The sequence below is a fragment of the Pseudomonas sp. NPDC089392 genome, from assembly GCF_044749595.1.
Classification (GTDB): Bacteria; Pseudomonadota; Gammaproteobacteria; order Pseudomonadales; family Pseudomonadaceae; genus Aquipseudomonas.
The window spans coordinates 32,813-47,827 of sequence record NZ_JBIVIF010000030.1 but is presented as its reverse complement, the minus strand read 5'-3'; the positions used below and the strand labels follow the sequence as shown (position 1 = coordinate 47,827).

The 15,015-nt window shown below is 64.1% G+C and carries 12 protein-coding genes; 8 read left to right on the top strand and 4 right to left on the bottom strand.

Features of this window, described 5'->3' with window-relative positions:
• Positions 1 to 10: 10 nt before the first annotated feature.
• Positions 11 to 1,360: an MFS transporter gene (locus ACIP1G_RS22380; protein ID WP_400740859.1), complete on the top strand. Its 1,350-nt coding sequence runs from the start codon at positions 11 to 13 to the stop codon at positions 1,358 to 1,360.
• A 100-nt stretch (positions 1,361 to 1,460) separates the two neighbouring features.
• Entirely contained in the window at positions 1,461 to 3,521 is a 2,061-nt protein-coding gene (locus ACIP1G_RS22375) for a TonB-dependent receptor (RefSeq protein ID WP_400740857.1), read from the top strand.
• 36 nt (positions 3,522 to 3,557) lie between these two features.
• Here the strand turns inward: ACIP1G_RS22375 and ACIP1G_RS22370 are convergent, their stop codons facing one another.
• Positions 3,558 to 4,469: a LysR substrate-binding domain-containing protein gene (locus ACIP1G_RS22370; RefSeq protein ID WP_400740855.1), complete on the bottom strand. Its 912-nt coding sequence runs from the start codon at positions 4,467 to 4,469 to the stop codon at positions 3,558 to 3,560.
• A gap of 300 nt (positions 4,470 to 4,769) precedes the next feature.
• Positions 4,770 to 5,426, bottom strand: coding sequence for an HAD family hydrolase (locus tag ACIP1G_RS22365; protein WP_400740854.1), 657 nt, complete (start codon positions 5,424 to 5,426; stop codon positions 4,770 to 4,772).
• A 93-nt stretch (positions 5,427 to 5,519) separates the two neighbouring features.
• On the opposite strand from ACIP1G_RS22365, the gene lexA reads away from it, so the two are divergent.
• From lexA to ACIP1G_RS22345, 4 genes are read left to right on the top strand one after another with little or no spacing between them, the layout of a single operon-like run.
• The gene (gene lexA, locus ACIP1G_RS22360) at positions 5,520 to 6,137 is read left to right on the top strand and encodes a transcriptional repressor LexA (protein ID WP_400740852.1); all 618 of its coding nucleotides are present in this window, start codon (positions 5,520 to 5,522) and stop codon (positions 6,135 to 6,137) included.
• Complete coding sequence (gene imuA, locus ACIP1G_RS22355) at positions 6,137 to 6,757, top strand: translesion DNA synthesis-associated protein ImuA (RefSeq protein WP_400740850.1); 621 nt, start codon at positions 6,137 to 6,139, stop codon at positions 6,755 to 6,757. The genes lexA and imuA overlap by 1 nt, the downstream gene beginning before the upstream one ends.
• A 6-nt stretch (positions 6,758 to 6,763) precedes the next feature.
• The gene (locus ACIP1G_RS22350; protein WP_400740848.1) at positions 6,764 to 8,182 is read left to right on the top strand and encodes a Y-family DNA polymerase; all 1,419 of its coding nucleotides are present in this window, start codon (positions 6,764 to 6,766) and stop codon (positions 8,180 to 8,182) included.
• Entirely contained in the window at positions 8,179 to 11,259 is a 3,081-nt protein-coding gene (locus ACIP1G_RS22345; RefSeq protein ID WP_400740846.1) for an error-prone DNA polymerase, read from the top strand. Before ACIP1G_RS22350 ends, ACIP1G_RS22345 begins: the two co-directional genes overlap by 4 nt.
• Positions 11,260 to 11,714: 455 nt before the next feature.
• Here the strand turns inward: ACIP1G_RS22345 and ACIP1G_RS22340 are convergent, their stop codons facing one another.
• Positions 11,715 to 12,536 carry an aldo/keto reductase gene (locus tag ACIP1G_RS22340; protein WP_400740844.1) on the bottom strand — a complete coding sequence of 274 codons (822 nt, stop codon included), beginning with the start codon at positions 12,534 to 12,536 and terminating at the stop codon, positions 11,715 to 11,717.
• Positions 12,524 to 13,429, bottom strand: coding sequence for a LysR family transcriptional regulator (locus ACIP1G_RS22335; protein WP_400740842.1), 906 nt, complete (start codon positions 13,427 to 13,429; stop codon positions 12,524 to 12,526). Before ACIP1G_RS22335 ends, ACIP1G_RS22340 begins: the two co-directional genes overlap by 13 nt.
• Before the next feature lie 140 nt (positions 13,430 to 13,569).
• On the opposite strand from ACIP1G_RS22335, the gene ACIP1G_RS22330 reads away from it, so the two are divergent.
• Both ACIP1G_RS22330 and ACIP1G_RS22325 read left to right on the top strand, forming a co-directional pair.
• Positions 13,570 to 14,268 carry a CoA transferase subunit A gene (locus tag ACIP1G_RS22330; protein ID WP_400740840.1) on the top strand — a complete coding sequence of 233 codons (699 nt, stop codon included), beginning with the start codon at positions 13,570 to 13,572 and terminating at the stop codon, positions 14,266 to 14,268.
• 35 nt (positions 14,269 to 14,303) lie between these two features.
• A complete protein-coding gene (locus tag ACIP1G_RS22325) occupies positions 14,304 to 14,960 on the top strand; it encodes a CoA transferase subunit B (RefSeq protein WP_201204503.1) in 657 nt (218 codons plus the stop codon).
• Positions 14,961 to 15,015: the final 55 nt, after the last annotated feature.

The following is a 15,015-nucleotide window of genomic DNA, read 5'->3' as shown; positions in this document are numbered from 1 at the left end:
GGTGATACCCATGAACAACACGCTCGACGTGCGCCAACTGATCGACCAGCAACCCATCGGCCGCTACCAGAAATGGGTGGTGTTCCTCGGCTTCCTGATTATCGCCCTGGACGGCCTGGACGTTGCCATCATCGGCTTCATTGCCCCGCAACTGAAAACCGACTGGGGCCTGGGTGCGCAAAGCCTGGGCCCGGTATTGAGCGCTGCGCTGATCGGCCTGGCCCTAGGCGCCCTGATTGCCGGGCCACTGGCTGACCGCTACGGGCGCAAGGCGGTGTTGCTGTGCAGTGTGCTGCTATTCGGCATCTGGACCTTGGCTTCGGCGTTTTCCCCCAACCTGGAAACCCTGGTCGCGTTGCGCTTTCTCACCGGCCTGGGCCTGGGCGCCGCCATGCCCAACGCCAGCACCCTGGTCAGCGAGTACGCCCCGGCGCGCAGCCGCTCGCTGCTGATCACCCTGGCGTTTTGCGGGTTCTCTCTGGGGGCGGCGGCCGGAGGTTTCGTCAGCGCCTGGATGATCCCCAACCTGGGCTGGCGCAGCGTGCTGGCGTTGGCCGGGGTATTGCCGCTGCTGACCCTGCCGCTGCTGTGCTGGCGTTTGCCAGAGTCGGTGACCTTCCTGGTCAGCAAAGGTGCGGACCGCCAGCGCATTCTGGCCATTGTTCGCCGCCTGGCGCCGCAACAGGTCTGCGCCGATAGCACCTTCGTCATGCCCGCCAGCGCGCAAGTAAAGCGTGGCGCGATCGGCACCATCCTCTCGCCACGCTATCGCTTTGGCACCTGCATGCTCTGGGCCGGTTACATATTGGCCCTGTTCCTGGTCTACCTGTTCAGCGGCTGGCTGCCAACGCTGGTGAAGGAGGGCGGGGGCTTTTCGGTTTCCGAAGCGGCCATTGTCACTGCCTGCTTCCAGATTGGCGGGCCGCTGGGCGCGGTTTCAGTAGGCGTGGCCATGGATCGCTGTAACCCGCAGCGCGTCCTGATGCTGAGCTTTCTGTTCAGCGGCGCGGTTATCTTCGCTATCGGCCAGGTAGCCGAGGATTTCGCCTGGCTGTGCGCAATTGCCTGCGCTGTGGGCTTTGGCCTGAACGGTGCGAGCGTTGGCATGAATGCATTGGCGGCGGCCTTTTACCCGACTGAAGCGCGGGCGACCGGGGCCAGCTGGATGAGCGGCATCGGGCGCATTGGCGCCGTGCTCAGTGCCTTTGCCGGGGCGCAGATGCTGGCGCTGGGCTGGAGCTTTGCACAAGTGTTCGCATCGTTGCTGATCCCTGCCGGGCTGGCGGCGTTGGCGGTGTTGCTGCAAGGGCAGCACGCGAGCAGGGCGTTGCCTGTCACAAATGCGACACGTTATCAATAGTATTTACTTCCCATTACCTTTGCTCCAGACTCCGCTTCGCCAGCGCCAAAGCGCGCGTGCATACGGCAATAACAAAAGCAATCTGTCGAAGGAGCGGGGCGTGGACATCAAGAAAAGTACACTGGCGCTGGCGGTGGGGTCGGCCCTGTGCCTGGCCAACAATGCCTGGGCAGCAGCACCGGTCGGGGCGGTGGAGCTGGAGCAGATCACGGTAACCGGGGAAAAGATCAACCGCACCCTGGCGCAAACCCAGTCGAGTGTGGTCGTGGTCACCGACAAGCAATTGCGCGAGAAGGAAGACCACAACCTGGTCGATGTGTTTGCGCGTACCCCCGGTGTGTACAACCAGTCCGGCAACGAAAACTGGGGGATCCGCGGCGTACCGGTGTCCGGCTTCGATGATCAGGGCCCGGCCACGCTCAATGGCGCGGTGTCGGTGTTCGTTGACGGCGCCGTGCAACCCAACCGCGCCTTGACCTTGAGCCCCATGCAGCTTTGGGATACCGAGCAGGTCGAGGTATTCCTCGGCCCGCAGTCCACTACCCAGGGCCGAAACTCCCTGGCCGGCGCCGTGGTGATCCAGACCCGCAACCCCACCTTCGAGCCGAGCTTTTCCGCGCAAACCAACGTGGGTAACTACGGTGAGCGCGGGGCGGCAGTGGCAGGCGGCGGCGCGCTGGTCGACAACAAGATAGCCGGGCGCATTGCCGTGGACTATCAGGAAGGCGACGGCTACATCGACAACACCACGTTGCACGATGACGCCAACCCCGGCCGCACCTCCAACGCCCGCGGCAAGCTGCTGATCCTGCCCAGCGACGACCTCGATATCCTGCTGACCTATGCCCACGGTGAAAGCCGCAAGGGCGATAACACGGTCATGCGGGAAAACGGCAAGGTCCGCTATTACAAGATGACCTCCAACACCAAGGCCTTCGACAAACTGGAGCAGGACACGGTCAGCGCCAAGGTCGATTACCGCCTTGACGATTACTGGTCGCTGACCAGCCTTACCGCCAACACTAGCTCGGACTACGACGCCCGCCTGGACTTCGACCAGTCGGCCGATGCCAACCAGGTGGTATTGCGCCAGCAGGACGGTAACCTGTTCAGTCAGGAGCTGCGCCTGAATTACAACGGCGACACGCTGAAAAGCTTCGTTGGGGCCTACTACGGCCACAATACCAACGATTTTCACGACCGCCTGCTCTTCAACAATGCGCTGTTCGGCACCGCCAAAGGCGATACCACGATTGAGAACAAGGCATTGTTCGGTGAAATCAACTGGACCTTCGCGCCGCGCTGGACGCTGATCACCGGCCTGCGCTACGACCACGAAACCAACGACACGGACATTGACCAGGACGACTTCTCCAGCCCCGGCAAGGTCAGCAAGTCGTTTGACGCCGTGCTGCCCAAGCTTGGCCTGGATTACCAACTGGCCGAGGGGCAGTACCTGGGCTTCATGGTGCAGAAGGGTTATCGCGGCGGCGGCGTGAACATGCGTGCCGGTGGCGGGCATGAGGCCTATGACCCGGAATACACCACCAACTACGAGTTGTCCTACCGTGGCTCGTTCTACGACGACACGCTGCGCACCCGCGCCAACCTGTACTACACCGACTGGAAGGACCAGCAGGTCAGCGTGCTGCAACCCAATACCCCGTTCACCCAAGTGTTCAACGCCGGCAGCAGCGACATCAAAGGCCTGGAAGTGTCTGTCGAGAAAGACTTCGGCGAGCAGTTGACGCTCAACGCTGCAGCCTCGGTTACCGACGGCAAGTACAAGGACTTTGTCACTGGCGATGGCCGCGACATGAGCGGCGAAGACTTCCTGTATTCGCCCAAGTACAAGATGTCGGTGGGCGCGACCTACCGCTGGAACGAGCGCCTCACCCTCAACACCGACGTGGTGTACCAGAGCACCTCGCCGTCGGAGTATGAGTTCAATGACGCCGGGCAGGTCATCGACGAGCGCCGTAGCGACAATTACTGGCTGGTCAACTTCAACACCGAGTACAAGATCACCCGTAACATCGCGGTGTCCGGGTTTGTGAAGAACGCCTTCGACAAGGAGTACATCACCAACAACCGCAGCGGTGACATCCTTGATGTAGGCGCGCCGCGCACGGTGGGCCTGGCGTTGCGTTACGACCTTTAAGCCCAGCAGCCTGTGGTGGTTGTGGCCACCGCAGGCTCAATTCTCCCTGCTGTACATTCGGCACTCCGCCAGCAAGGCCAGCAGGTTCGGCTCACGCTCCCGCGCTTTCAGGAACACCACGCCAATGTGCTGCTGCAAGCGATACTGCGGCTTCAGGGCAATCAACCTGACGCGGTTTTCGTACACCGCCGCAATGCGCCCGGGCAGCAGGGCAAAGCCCACGCCTGAGCTGACCATGCTTAGCAGGGTGAAGATATCGTTCACCTGCATGGCCACCTTTGGCTCGAAGCCGGCCTGCTGGAATACCCGTGCGCCATCGCGGTGGGTGGCGAAGCCCTGGGTCAGGGTGATGAAGGTGGAGTCGGCGAGGTCGGCCAGGTCTACCTCGGCTTGCTCGGCAAAGGGCGAGTCGGTGGGGACGGCGAGGAAGATGTCGTCGGAGAACAGCGGCAGTTGCTCGCAGGCCGGGTCGCTGACGCTTTCGTCGAGCGATACAAGGATGGCCTCCAGCTCGTGGTTTTTCAGGCGTTGCAGCAGGTCGACGTTAGAGCCCAGGGTCAGGTCGATGTTCAGCTCGCTGCGGCGCAGCTTCAGGCCCATGACCAGCTTGGGCACGGTTTTCACCGTCAGCGAATAGAGCGCGCCCAGGCGGAAGCGCTCGGCGTAGAACCCGGCGGCCTCGCGGGTCTGGCGTACCATCTGCTCGGCATCCTGGATCAGCTGGCGGGCTTTCTTTTCCAGCACGTACGCGCTTTCCAGCGGGATCAGCTGGCGGCCTTCGTGCTTGAACAGCGGGCAGCGCAGGGCGCTTTCCAGCGAGTGGATGGCACGGTGCACGCTGACCGCGCTGGTGGACAGCTCGGCGGCGGCGCGGGCGAGGTTGCCGGTGCGCATGAAGGCTAGGAAGGTTTCCAGCTTTTTTAGGGTCAGTTCTTCGTCGATCAGCATGGGGGCCTTGGGTGTACGGCTTGGGGGTTATGGTGGCATTGAGATCGAGCGCCGCCCGCGCGGCGCTTCGCAGCACAAGGCTGCTCCTACATCTGTTTCGGGCCAGTTATTCCTGAGGCGCAGACGCGCGGTCCCTTGGTGTTCACCTCGATATCGTGTCGGACAAACAGGGCGGTCGCGCGCGCTGGCACAGGCGATACTGGCCCGAAACAGATGTAGGAGCAGCCTTGTGCTGCGAAGCGCCGCGCGGGCGGCGCTCGATCTCATAGGCGCTAGAAAACCCAAGGCTTGCACCTCACATCACCCCATACCCTCGATCAACCCCCACAATTGCGGATCATTGAAATCCTCAACCACCAACCGAGCCCCCGCCGCCAGCAACCGCTCCGGCGTCTGCGTGGTAGCCACGCCCACAGTAAAGATCCCTGCACCACTGGCCGCCGCCACCCCCGGCAGCGAATCCTCAAACGCCAGCGCCTGCCCAGCCTCGGCCCCCAGCCGTTGCAGCCCGGTGAGGTAGGGCAGTGGGTCCGGCTTGGGCCGGGCCAGCTCCTCGGCCACCAGCACATGCTCGAAGCGCTGGCCCAGGCCCATGGCCTTCAGCATGTGTTCGGCGTTCAGCCGTGGCGCATTGGTCACCACGCACATGCCCATGCCACGCGCCTCGGCATGTTCCAGCAGGCGCAACAGGCCCGGCATTGGCTCAAGAGTCGGCGACATGTCGCGGAACAGCGCCTCTTTGTGCTCGGCCAGCGCCTGGCACTGTTCGGCACTGGCACCGGCAAACAGCTCGGCGAACAGCTCACCGTTGGCGCGGCCGCTGACCTGGGCATCGAACTGTGCCTGGCTCAGCTCGCGGCCATCGTGCTCACGCAGCAGTTGGCGAAAGGCCTGCAGGTGCAAGGTGTCAGTGTCGGTCAGGGTTCCATCGAGGTCGAACAGCAGGGCAGTCAGCATTGGATATCCAAATCAAAAAAACACAAGCCTGGGGGATCATAGCGAAAGCTGACGACAAAGGGGGCTGTTCAGTGCGCCCGTAAAAGAGTACAAATGTGCTCTATGGACAATCTTACCCCCAAACGCCGCGCCATCTTCGAATTCATCCGTGAGCGCATCGCCGACCACGGCCAGCCGCCGAGCCTGGCCGATATCGCCACGCGCTTCGGTTTTGCCTCGCGCAGCGTCGCGCGCAAGCACATCACTGCCTTGTGCCAGGCCGGCTACATCGATGTCACGCCAAACCAGGCGCGCGGCATTCGCCTGGCCGAGCCCCTGCGCCGGCCAGAAATCCTCGAAGTGCCGGTGCTGGGGCAGGTGGCGGCAGGTGCCCCCATCGGCCCGGACCTGGACATCCACGAGCAGTTGCTGCTCGACCCCAGCCTGTTCCGCCGTACCCCCGACTACCTGCTTAAAGTGCGTGGCGACTCGATGATCGACGACGGCATCTTCGACGGTGACCTGGTTGGCATCCTGCAACAGACCGACGCCCGCGATGGCCAGATCGTGGTGGCGCGCCTGGACGGTGAAGTGACCATCAAGCGCCTGCAACGCCAAGGCAAGCATTACCGGCTGCTGCCCCGCAACCCGGCTTATGCCCCTATCGATGTGCAGCCTGAGCAGGAATTCTTCATCGAAGGCGTATTCTGCGGCTTGCTGAGGCGTGACTGATGGGGGCGGTGGTCGACCTCGACAGGCTGCTCGACCAGCGCCGGGTATGGCGTGGCCGGCAGGCCCAGGCGCGGCCGCTCGGGTTGCAGCCGACCGGCCATGCAGCCCTCGACGAACGCCTGCCGGAAGGCGGCTGGCCCGCGGCAGCACTTAGCGAGTTATTGCTGGCCAGCCCCGGCTGTGGCGAATTGCAGTTGCTGTGGCCAACCCTGGCGCGCCTTAGCTGTGAAGGCAGTCGCGTCGTGCTGGTGGCACCGCCCTTCATTCCTTATGCGCCGGCCTGGCAGGCAGCGGGGGTGGACCTGCGCTGGCTGGTGCAGGTAAGCGCCGAGCCCGCCGATGCCCTGTGGGCCGCCGAACAGTGCCTGCGTTCTGGAAGTTGCGCGGCGGTGCTGTGCTGGCCGGAACGTGCCGATGACCGCGCCTTGCGGCGCTTGCAGGTGGCCGCTGAAACCGGCCAGGCGCTGGCATTCGCCTGCCGGCCGCAACAGGCCGCGCACAACCCTTCACCCGCAGCGCTACGCATTGCCGTCGACACCCGCCCGGCGCAATGGCGCGTGCTGAAAAGCCGCGGTGGCATGCCGCCGGCGCTGCCCATCGCCTGCCCAGGGCGGGGCTGATGCACCATGCTCTGGGCCTGCATACTGCTTCCTCAGCTGGCGCTGGACACCGTCCTGCGTGAGCGAGACGACCCTGATACGCCCCTGGTGCTGCTTGGCGGGCCGACCCAGCGTCGCGTGTTGCAGGCGGTCAACCCGGCAGCGGCTGAACTCGGCCTGCGGGCCGGGCAAACGCTGACAGCGGCGCGCGCCCTGGCCGATGGCTTCACTTGCGTCGAAGCCGACCCCAAGCGCATCGACCAGGTGCAGCAACTGCTGGCGGCCTGGGCCTACCGCTTCAGCGCCCAGGTCAGCTTGCATTACCCACGGGCGTTGTTACTGGAAGTGGGCTCCAGCCTGCAACTGTTCGGCCCTTGGCCCTTGTTCGAAGCGCGCTTGCGCCAGGAGCTGGCTGAGCTGGGCCTGCGCCAGCGCATTGTCCTGGCCAGTAACCCCGTGGCGGCACGCATGCTCGCCAATGGTCATGACGGCTTGGCCGTGAGCGATAGCGACGCCACACGTGCAGCGCTGCTGGGCATGCCAATCGAGCGTATCGGCTTGCCAGCGCAGGCCGCCGAAGCCTTTGCCCGAATGGGCTTGCGCCAACTGGGCCAGGTACTGGCCTTGCCGCGCGATACCTTGGCCAGGCGCTTTCCTGCTCAGGTGCAGCTGCACCTCGACCAGTTGCTCGGCCTGCGCAAGCTGGGGCTGGACTTCTACCTGCCACCGGATCGCTTCGAAACCCGGCTGGAACTGAATTTTGACGTCGAATCGCACCAGGCCCTGTTATTCCCGCTGCGGCGCATGCTCAACGACCTTGCTGCTTTCCTTGCCGGGCGCGACTGCGGCGTGCAACGTTTTTGCCTGTACCTGGAGCACGCCCAAGGGCCAGACACCTCGCTCAAGGTAGGCTTGCTGGCTGCCGAGCGCGATGCCGCGATGCTGTTCGAACTGGCCCGTGGTCGACTGGAGCCACTGCGCATTCCCGCCCCCGTGCGCAGCCTGCGGCTGGTAGCCGAGGATCTGCCGGCCTTCGTGCCGCAGCACCAGCCGCTGTTCGACCCCCGCGCCCAACAGGCGCAGCCCTGGGAGCAATTGCGCGAGCGGCTGCGCGCCCGCCTGGGGGATGAAGCAGTCAAGGGCCTGAGCGCTGCGGCCGATCACCGCCCCGAATACGCCTGGCAACCGGTAGAGCAGGGGGGCCAAGGCAACATGCCCGTTGCCCCCGGTAGCCGCCCTGGCTGGCTGCTTGCCGCACCCATGGCGCTGGATGAAACCGGCTGCCAAGTGCAAGGCCAGGCCGAGCGCATCGAGTCGGGCTGGTGGGATGGCGCTGATGTACGCCGCGATTACTACCGCATCGAAACCCGTGACGGCCTGCGCGGCTGGGCCTACCGCGACCTGAGCCAGGCCGGCCCGTTGTGGCTGCAGGGCTGGTTCGCATGAGCACCCCGGGGTATGCCGAGCTGCACTGCCTGTCCAACTTCAGTTTCCAGCGCGGTGCGTCGAGTGCGGACGAGCTGTTCCGGCGCGCGCGTGAGCAGAGCTATCAGGCGCTGGCAATCACCGATGAATGCACGTTGGCTGGCGTCGTCCGTGCCTGGCAGGCCGCCAAGCAGCACCAGCTGCGGCTGATCGTGGGCAGCGAGGTGCAACTGCAGGACGGCCCCAAACTGGTGCTGCTGGTAGAAAACCTGGCCGGGTACCAGAACCTGTGCGCACTGATCACCCGGGCCCGGCGGCGGGCGCAAAAGGGCGAGTACCAGCTGTTTCGCGACGACCTGCAGCAGCACCATCAGGGCCTGCTGGCCTTGTGGGTAGCCGACGATGGCGACGACACGGCCACCGGCGCGTGGCTGCGCAGTGTGTTCGGTGAACGCCTGTGGCTGGCCGTGCACCTGCACCGGAGCAGTGACGATGCCCTGCGCCTGCAGCGCTTGCGAGGCCTGGCAGCCCAGGTGGGCATCCGTGCCGTGGCCTGTGGCGACGTGCACATGCATGTGCGCGGCCGTCGAGCCTTGCAGGATTGCATGACTGCCATCCGTCAGCACTGCCAGGTGGCCGAGGCCGGGCGTTTTCTGTTTGCCAATGGCGAGCGGCATTTGCGCAGCAAGGCGCAACTGTGTGAACTCTACCCCGATGACTTGCTGGCAGAGACCCTGGCCATCGCCGAGCGTTGCCACTTCGAGCTGAGCGAGCTGAAGTATCAGTACCCGCGCGAACTGGTGCCTGAAGGCCATACCCCGGCAAGCTGGCTGCGTGCTTTGTGCGAGCAGGGCTTGCCATTGCGTTGGCCGGCCGGGCCGAGTGGCAAGGTGCGCGAGGTGCTGGCCAAGGAGCTGGCGCTGATCGAGGAACTGGGGTACGAAAGCTACTTCCTGACCGTGCATGACATCGTCGCCTTTGCCCGCAGCCAGCGCATTTTGTGCCAAGGCCGTGGTTCGGCGGCCAACTCGGTGGTGTGTTTCGTGCTGGGCATTACCGAGCTCGACCCCATGGAACATCGCTTGCTGTTCGAGCGCTTCCTGTCGCGCGAACGTAACGAGCCGCCCGATATTGACGTGGACTTCGAGCACGATCGGCGCGAAGAGGTGATTCAGTATGTATTCCGTCGCTATGGCCGGCACCGTGCCGCGCTGACCGCAGTGGTCAACACCTACCATGCCGCTGGCGCGGTGCGGGATGTGGCGCGGGTGCTGGGCTTGCCGGCGGACCAGGTGGACGCCCTGGCCAAATGCTGTGGTCGCTGGAGCGACCGCATACCTGATGACCAGCGCCTGGCCGAGGCCGGTTTCGAGGCGGGCAACCCTTCGCTACGGCGGGTGCTGGTACTGGCCGGTGAGCTGATTGGCTTCCCCCGGCACCTGTCACAACACCCGGGCGGTTTCGTCATCTCGCAGCAACCGCTGGACCAACTGGTGCCCGTGGAGAATGCCGCGATGGCGGAGCGCACGGTGATCCAGTGGGACAAGGACGACCTGGACATGGTCGGCTTGCTCAAGGTCGATGTGCTGGCATTGGGCATGCTCAGTGCCTTGCGCCGTTGCTTCGACTTGCTGCAGCGCCACCGTGGCCGGCAGTTGACCCTGGCGACCATCCCGAGTGAAGACCCGGCTACCTACGCGATGATCAGCCGCGCCGAGACCATGGGTGTCTTCCAGATCGAGTCACGTGCGCAGATGGCCATGCTGCCACGGCTGCAGCCCAACACGTTCTACGACCTGGTCATCGAAGTGGCCATCGTCCGCCCTGGGCCGATCCAGGGCGACATGGTGCACCCGTACCTGCGCCGGCGCCTGAAGCAGGAGCCGGTGACATACCCTTCGCCGCAGCTCAAGGACGTCTTCGAGCGGACATTGGGGGTGCCGCTGTTTCAGGAACAGGTGATGGAACTGGCCATGGTCGCGGCCGACTACACGCCGGGCGAGGCCGACCAGCTACGCCGCAGCATGGCGGCCTGGAAGCGCCACGGCGGCCTGGAGCCGCACCGCGAGCGGCTGGTGCAGGGCATGCTGCGTAATGGCTACGAACTGGCGTTTGCCGAGCGCATCTTCGAACAGATCAAGGGATTTGGCAGTTATGGTTTCCCGGAGTCGCACGCTGCCAGCTTTGCTTTGCTGTGCTATGCCAGCAGTTGGTTGAAGTGCCATGAGCCGGCGATTTTCACCTGCGCGCTGGTGAACAGCTGGCCCATGGGTTTCTACAGCCCCGACCAGTTGCTGCAGGAGGCTCGACGCCAAGGCATCGAGGTGCGACCGGTAGATGTTTGCCACAGCGAGTGGGACTGCACCCTTGAGCGTGATGCTCAAGGCTCATTGGCCATTCGCATGGGCTTGCGCCTGGTACGTGGCCTGGCCGAAGCCGATGCCAGGCGCCTGGAGCAGGCGAGGGCGCAGCGCCCCTGGCGCGATGTCGAAGACCTGTGCCTGCGCGCCGGGCTCGACCCACGCGCCCGTGCGTGCCTGGCCGATGCCGGAGCGCTGCGCGCCTTGGCCAGCGATCGGCACCAAGCACGCTGGCAGGTGGCGGCGGTGCAGCCGCAGTTGCCGTTGTTTGCTGACGTGGACGCCGTGCCTGAAGCACCCGTGAATTTGCCTGTGCCCAGTGTGGGAGAAGACCTGGTGGCGGACTACCAGACCTTGGGCACCACGCTCGGGCCGCACCCGTTGGCTTTGTTGCGTTCACGCCTGAGGGCGCTGGGGTGTCGCAGCTCCTGCGAACTGCAAGGTGTCGAGCATGGCGACAACATCGCCGTGGCCGGGCTGGTGGTGGGCCGGCAACGACCACAGACCGCCAGCGGGGTGACCTTTGTCACCCTGGAGGATGAGTACGGCATGGTCAACGTGGTGGTGTGGCGCGAGCTTGCCGAGCGGCAGCGGCGGGCGCTGGTAGGGTCGCAGTTGCTCAAGGTCAGCGGGCGGCTGGAACAGGAGAATGGCGTGAGGCACCTGATTGCGCGGCGGTTGGAGGATGTGAGCGCGTTGTTGCAGGGGCTGGATGTGCGTAGCCGGGACTTCCATTAAGCCCAGGCCCCGGCACGAAATGTTCATGCGGTCCCTGTAGGAGCGGGTTCACCCGCGAAGAATCCAGCGCGGTGGATGGCACCGGCTGTGCCGGTGTTCGCGGCTAAAGCCGCTCCTACACAGGGATCGCGTTGCACAGTCCCTGTAGGAGCGGGTTCACCCGCGAAGAATCCAGCGCGGTGGATGGCACCGGCTTTGCCGGTGTTCGCGGCTAAAGCCGCTCCTACACAGGGATCGCGTTGCACAGTCCTTGTAGGAGCGGGTTTACCCGCGAAGAATCCAGCGCGGTGGATGGCACCGGCTTTGCCGGTGTTCGCGGCTAAAGCCGCTCCTACACACGGATCGCGTTGCACAGTCCTTGTAGGAGCGGGTTCACCCGCGAAGAATCCAGCGCGGTGCATGGCACCGGCTTTGCCGGTGTTCGCGGCTAAAGCCGCTCCTACACAGGGATCGCGTCACACCATCGCCAACCGCTGCTTGCGCGTCGGCGCCGGGAACGCCCGGTCGATCGCCCGCAGGTCTTCACTGCTCAAGGTCAGCGCACCAGCGGCTGCGTTCAGCCGCACATGCTCGGGCGCCACGGCCTTGGGTATGGCAATCACCCCGTCATCGCGGGTCACCCAGGCCAGGCTGACCTGGGCCGGTGTGGCGCCATGGCGTTCGGCAATCTCCACCAGCACCGAGTGCTGCAGCAGGCGCCCGGCCTGGGCCAACGGGCAGTAGGCCATGGTCGGCAACGCGCGCTTTTCGCACCACGGCAACAGGTCGAACTCAATGCCACGCTGGGCCGGGTTGTACAGCACCTGGTTGGTGGCGCAATCGGGGTTGTGCAGTTCCCGCAGGTCGTCGACGTCGAAGTTGGACACGCCCCAGCGCTTGATCTTGCCTTGCTCGCGCAAGCGCTCGAAGGCTTCGACGGTTTCCTCCAGCGGGTGTTGGCCACGCCAGTGCAGCAGGTACAGGTCGATGCAGTCGGTGCCCAGGCGTGCGAGGCTGCGCTCGCAGGCAGCCGCCATGCCGCGCCGGCTGGCATTGTGCGGGTAGACCTTGCTGACCAGGAACACCCGGTCGCGGCGCCCGGCAATAGCCTGGCCAACCACCTGTTCCGCGCCGCCCTCGGCATACATCTCGGCGGTATCGATCAGCGTCATGCCGAGCTCGATGCCCTGCTGCAGGGCCACTACCTCGGCAGCACGGCGGCCTGGGTCTTCACCCATGTACCAGGTACCCTGGCCAATGGCCGGAACGCTCGAACCTGCCAGTTTCACGTAACGCATGTCACCTCCGGGATCCGGGTATTGGAAAGCAGTACCTCAAGCAGCGCTTGCGCTGCGGTGGACAGCTTGTGTTCGCTCAGGGCAATCACGCCGATGCGCCGTTCGACGGTGGGCTCGACCAAGGTCACGCAGCGGGCGCCCAGCTCCTGCATCTGGTTGATACACAGCGCTGGCACGGCACTTACCCCAAGGCCGCTGGCAACCATGCGGCCGATGGTCGCCAGCTGGTGGCTCTCGAAGGCAACCGTCAGCTTGCCGTGGTGGGCGGCCACGTTCTGCTCCATCAGCAGGCGCACCGCCGAAGGGCGCTGCAGGGCCACGAAGTCTTCGGCCATCAGCTGTGCCCAGCTGACCTCGGGCAACAGCGCCAAAGGTGAATCAGCGGGCACCACCGCAACGAAACGGTCCATGTACAACGGGTGGAAGTCCAGGCCATCAATGTTGTCTGGCTCAAAGCCAATGCCCAGTTCGACGCGGCGATGGCGCACCAGTTCCTGAACCTGTTCGTTGATCACGTCATGTACGGTGACATTGACCTTCGGGTAGCGCTGGCGAAACACCTTGAGCGACTGGGGCAGCAAGTTGCCGGCAAAGGCCGGCATGGCCGCCACGGAAACCCGGCCCAATTGCAGGGTGAAACGCTGGCGCAGCATCTCTTCGGTGTCGTCCCAGTCGGCCAGCAGGCGCCGTGCCAATGGCAGCAGCACTTCGCCTTCGGCAGTCAGGCTGACGCTGCGCGTGGTGCGGCTGAGCAGGGCGCCGCCGAGGTTTTCTTCCAGGGCCTTGATGGTCAGGCTCAGGGCCGGTTGCGAAACATGCAGGTGTTCGCCGGCCTGGGCGAAGCTTTGGTACTTGGCCACGGCGACAAAGGCGCGCAGTTGCTTGACGTTCATGACGGGCCTATTGTTTGTTTTGCAAAAGTTATTAATCAATGATGAAAACAAAATTAACAAATCAGTCGCTTGCGGTGAAGATGTCTGCACACGCTCACCGACAGCCTCGTCGGTTCAACAACTACAAAAGGCGGATCAGCATGGCCGGACTGGACAAGCGCGTTGCAACCTATGAACAGGCCCTTGAAGGCCTGACCGACAACATGACGGTACTGGCCGGTGGTTTCGGCCTGTGCGGCATCCCGGAAAACCTCATCAGTGAAATCAAGCGGCGTGGCGTCAAAGGCCTTACCGTGGTCTCCAACAACTGCGGCATCGACGGCTTCGGCCTTGGCGTGCTGCTGGAAGACCGGCAGATCCGCAAGATGATCGCCTCCTACGTGGGCGAAAACGCCGAGTTCGAACGCCAGCTGCTCAGCGGCGAGCTGGAAGTGGAACTGACCCCGCAGGGCACCCTCGCCGAGAAAATGCGCGCAGGCGGCGCCGGCATCCCGGCTTTCTACACCGCTACCGGTTATGGCACCCCGGTTGCCGACGGCAAGGAAGTGCGCGAGTTCAAGGGCCGCAAGTACATCCTTGAAGAATCCATCACCGGCGACTTCGCCATCGTCAAGGGCTGGAAGGCCGACCACTACGGCAACGTGGTGTACCGCAACACTGCGCAAAACTTCAACCCGCTGGCGGCCACCGCCGGCAAGATCACCGTGGTCGAAGTGGAAGAGATCGTCGAACCAGGCGTGCTGCTGCCCAGCGAGATCCACACCCCGGGCATCTACGTTGACCGCGTCATCGTCGGCACCTTCGAAAAGCGTATCGAAAAGCGCACCGTCAAGGCCTGAGCGCCATCCATCAGAACAACAAAGAGATCCTGACCATGGCACTGACCCGCGAACAGATGGCGCAACGCGTCGCCCGTGAACTGAAGGACGGCTACTACGTCAACCTGGGTATCGGCATTCCAACCCTGGTGGCCAACTACGTACCCGCCGACATGGATGTGATGCTGCAGTCGGAAAACGGCCTGCTTGGCATGGGCGAGTTCCCTACCGAAAGCACCCTTGATGCCGACATGATCAACGCTGGCAAGCAAACCGTCACCGCCCGCCGCGGCGCCTCGATCTTCGACTCGGCGCAATCGTTCGCCATGATCCGTGGCGGCCATGTCGACCTGACCGTACTGGGCGCTTTCGAGGTGGACGTACAGGGCAACATCGCTTCGTGGATGATCCCTGGCAAGCTGGTCAAGGGCATGGGTGGTGCCATGGACCTGGTGGCCGGCGCCGACAACATCATCGTCACCATGACCCATGCCTCCAAGGATGGCGAGTCCAAGCTGCTGGCGCAGTGCAGCCTACCGCTGACCGGTGCCGGTTGCATCCGCAAGGTGCTGACCGACCTGGCCTACCTGGAAATCGAAGACGGCGCCTTCATCCTGCGTGAGACCGCACCGGGGGTGAGCGTTGAAGAGATCATCGAGAAAACTGCCGGCAAGCTGATTGTGCCGGATGATGTGAAGGAAATGACCTTCTAACAGCATTACCGCAACCCCTGTAGGAGCGGGTTGACCCGCGAATGCGTCGGCACAT

What these genes read in the sequence shown, in the direction of transcription:
- ACIP1G_RS22380 (WP_400740859.1), top strand. Translation starts at nt 11, where the DNA reads ATGAACAACACGCTCGACGTGCGCCAACTGATCGACCAGCAACCCATC.
- ACIP1G_RS22370 (WP_400740855.1), bottom strand. Translation starts at nt 4,469, where the DNA reads ATGCTGATCGACGAAGAACTGACCCTAAAAAAGCTGGAAACCTTCCTA.
- ACIP1G_RS22365 (WP_400740854.1), bottom strand. Translation starts at nt 5,426, where the DNA reads ATGCTGACTGCCCTGCTGTTCGACCTCGATGGAACCCTGACCGACACT.
- lexA (WP_400740852.1), top strand. Translation starts at nt 5,520, where the DNA reads ATGTGCTCTATGGACAATCTTACCCCCAAACGCCGCGCCATCTTCGAA.
- imuA (WP_400740850.1), top strand. Translation starts at nt 6,137, where the DNA reads ATGGGGGCGGTGGTCGACCTCGACAGGCTGCTCGACCAGCGCCGGGTA.
- ACIP1G_RS22350 (WP_400740848.1), top strand. Translation starts at nt 6,764, where the DNA reads ATGCTCTGGGCCTGCATACTGCTTCCTCAGCTGGCGCTGGACACCGTC.
- ACIP1G_RS22345 (WP_400740846.1), top strand. Translation starts at nt 8,179, where the DNA reads ATGAGCACCCCGGGGTATGCCGAGCTGCACTGCCTGTCCAACTTCAGT.
- ACIP1G_RS22340 (WP_400740844.1), bottom strand. Translation starts at nt 12,536, where the DNA reads ATGCGTTACGTGAAACTGGCAGGTTCGAGCGTTCCGGCCATTGGCCAG.
- ACIP1G_RS22335 (WP_400740842.1), bottom strand. Translation starts at nt 13,429, where the DNA reads ATGAACGTCAAGCAACTGCGCGCCTTTGTCGCCGTGGCCAAGTACCAA.
- ACIP1G_RS22330 (WP_400740840.1), top strand. Translation starts at nt 13,570, where the DNA reads ATGGCCGGACTGGACAAGCGCGTTGCAACCTATGAACAGGCCCTTGAA.
- ACIP1G_RS22325 (WP_201204503.1), top strand. Translation starts at nt 14,304, where the DNA reads ATGGCACTGACCCGCGAACAGATGGCGCAACGCGTCGCCCGTGAACTG.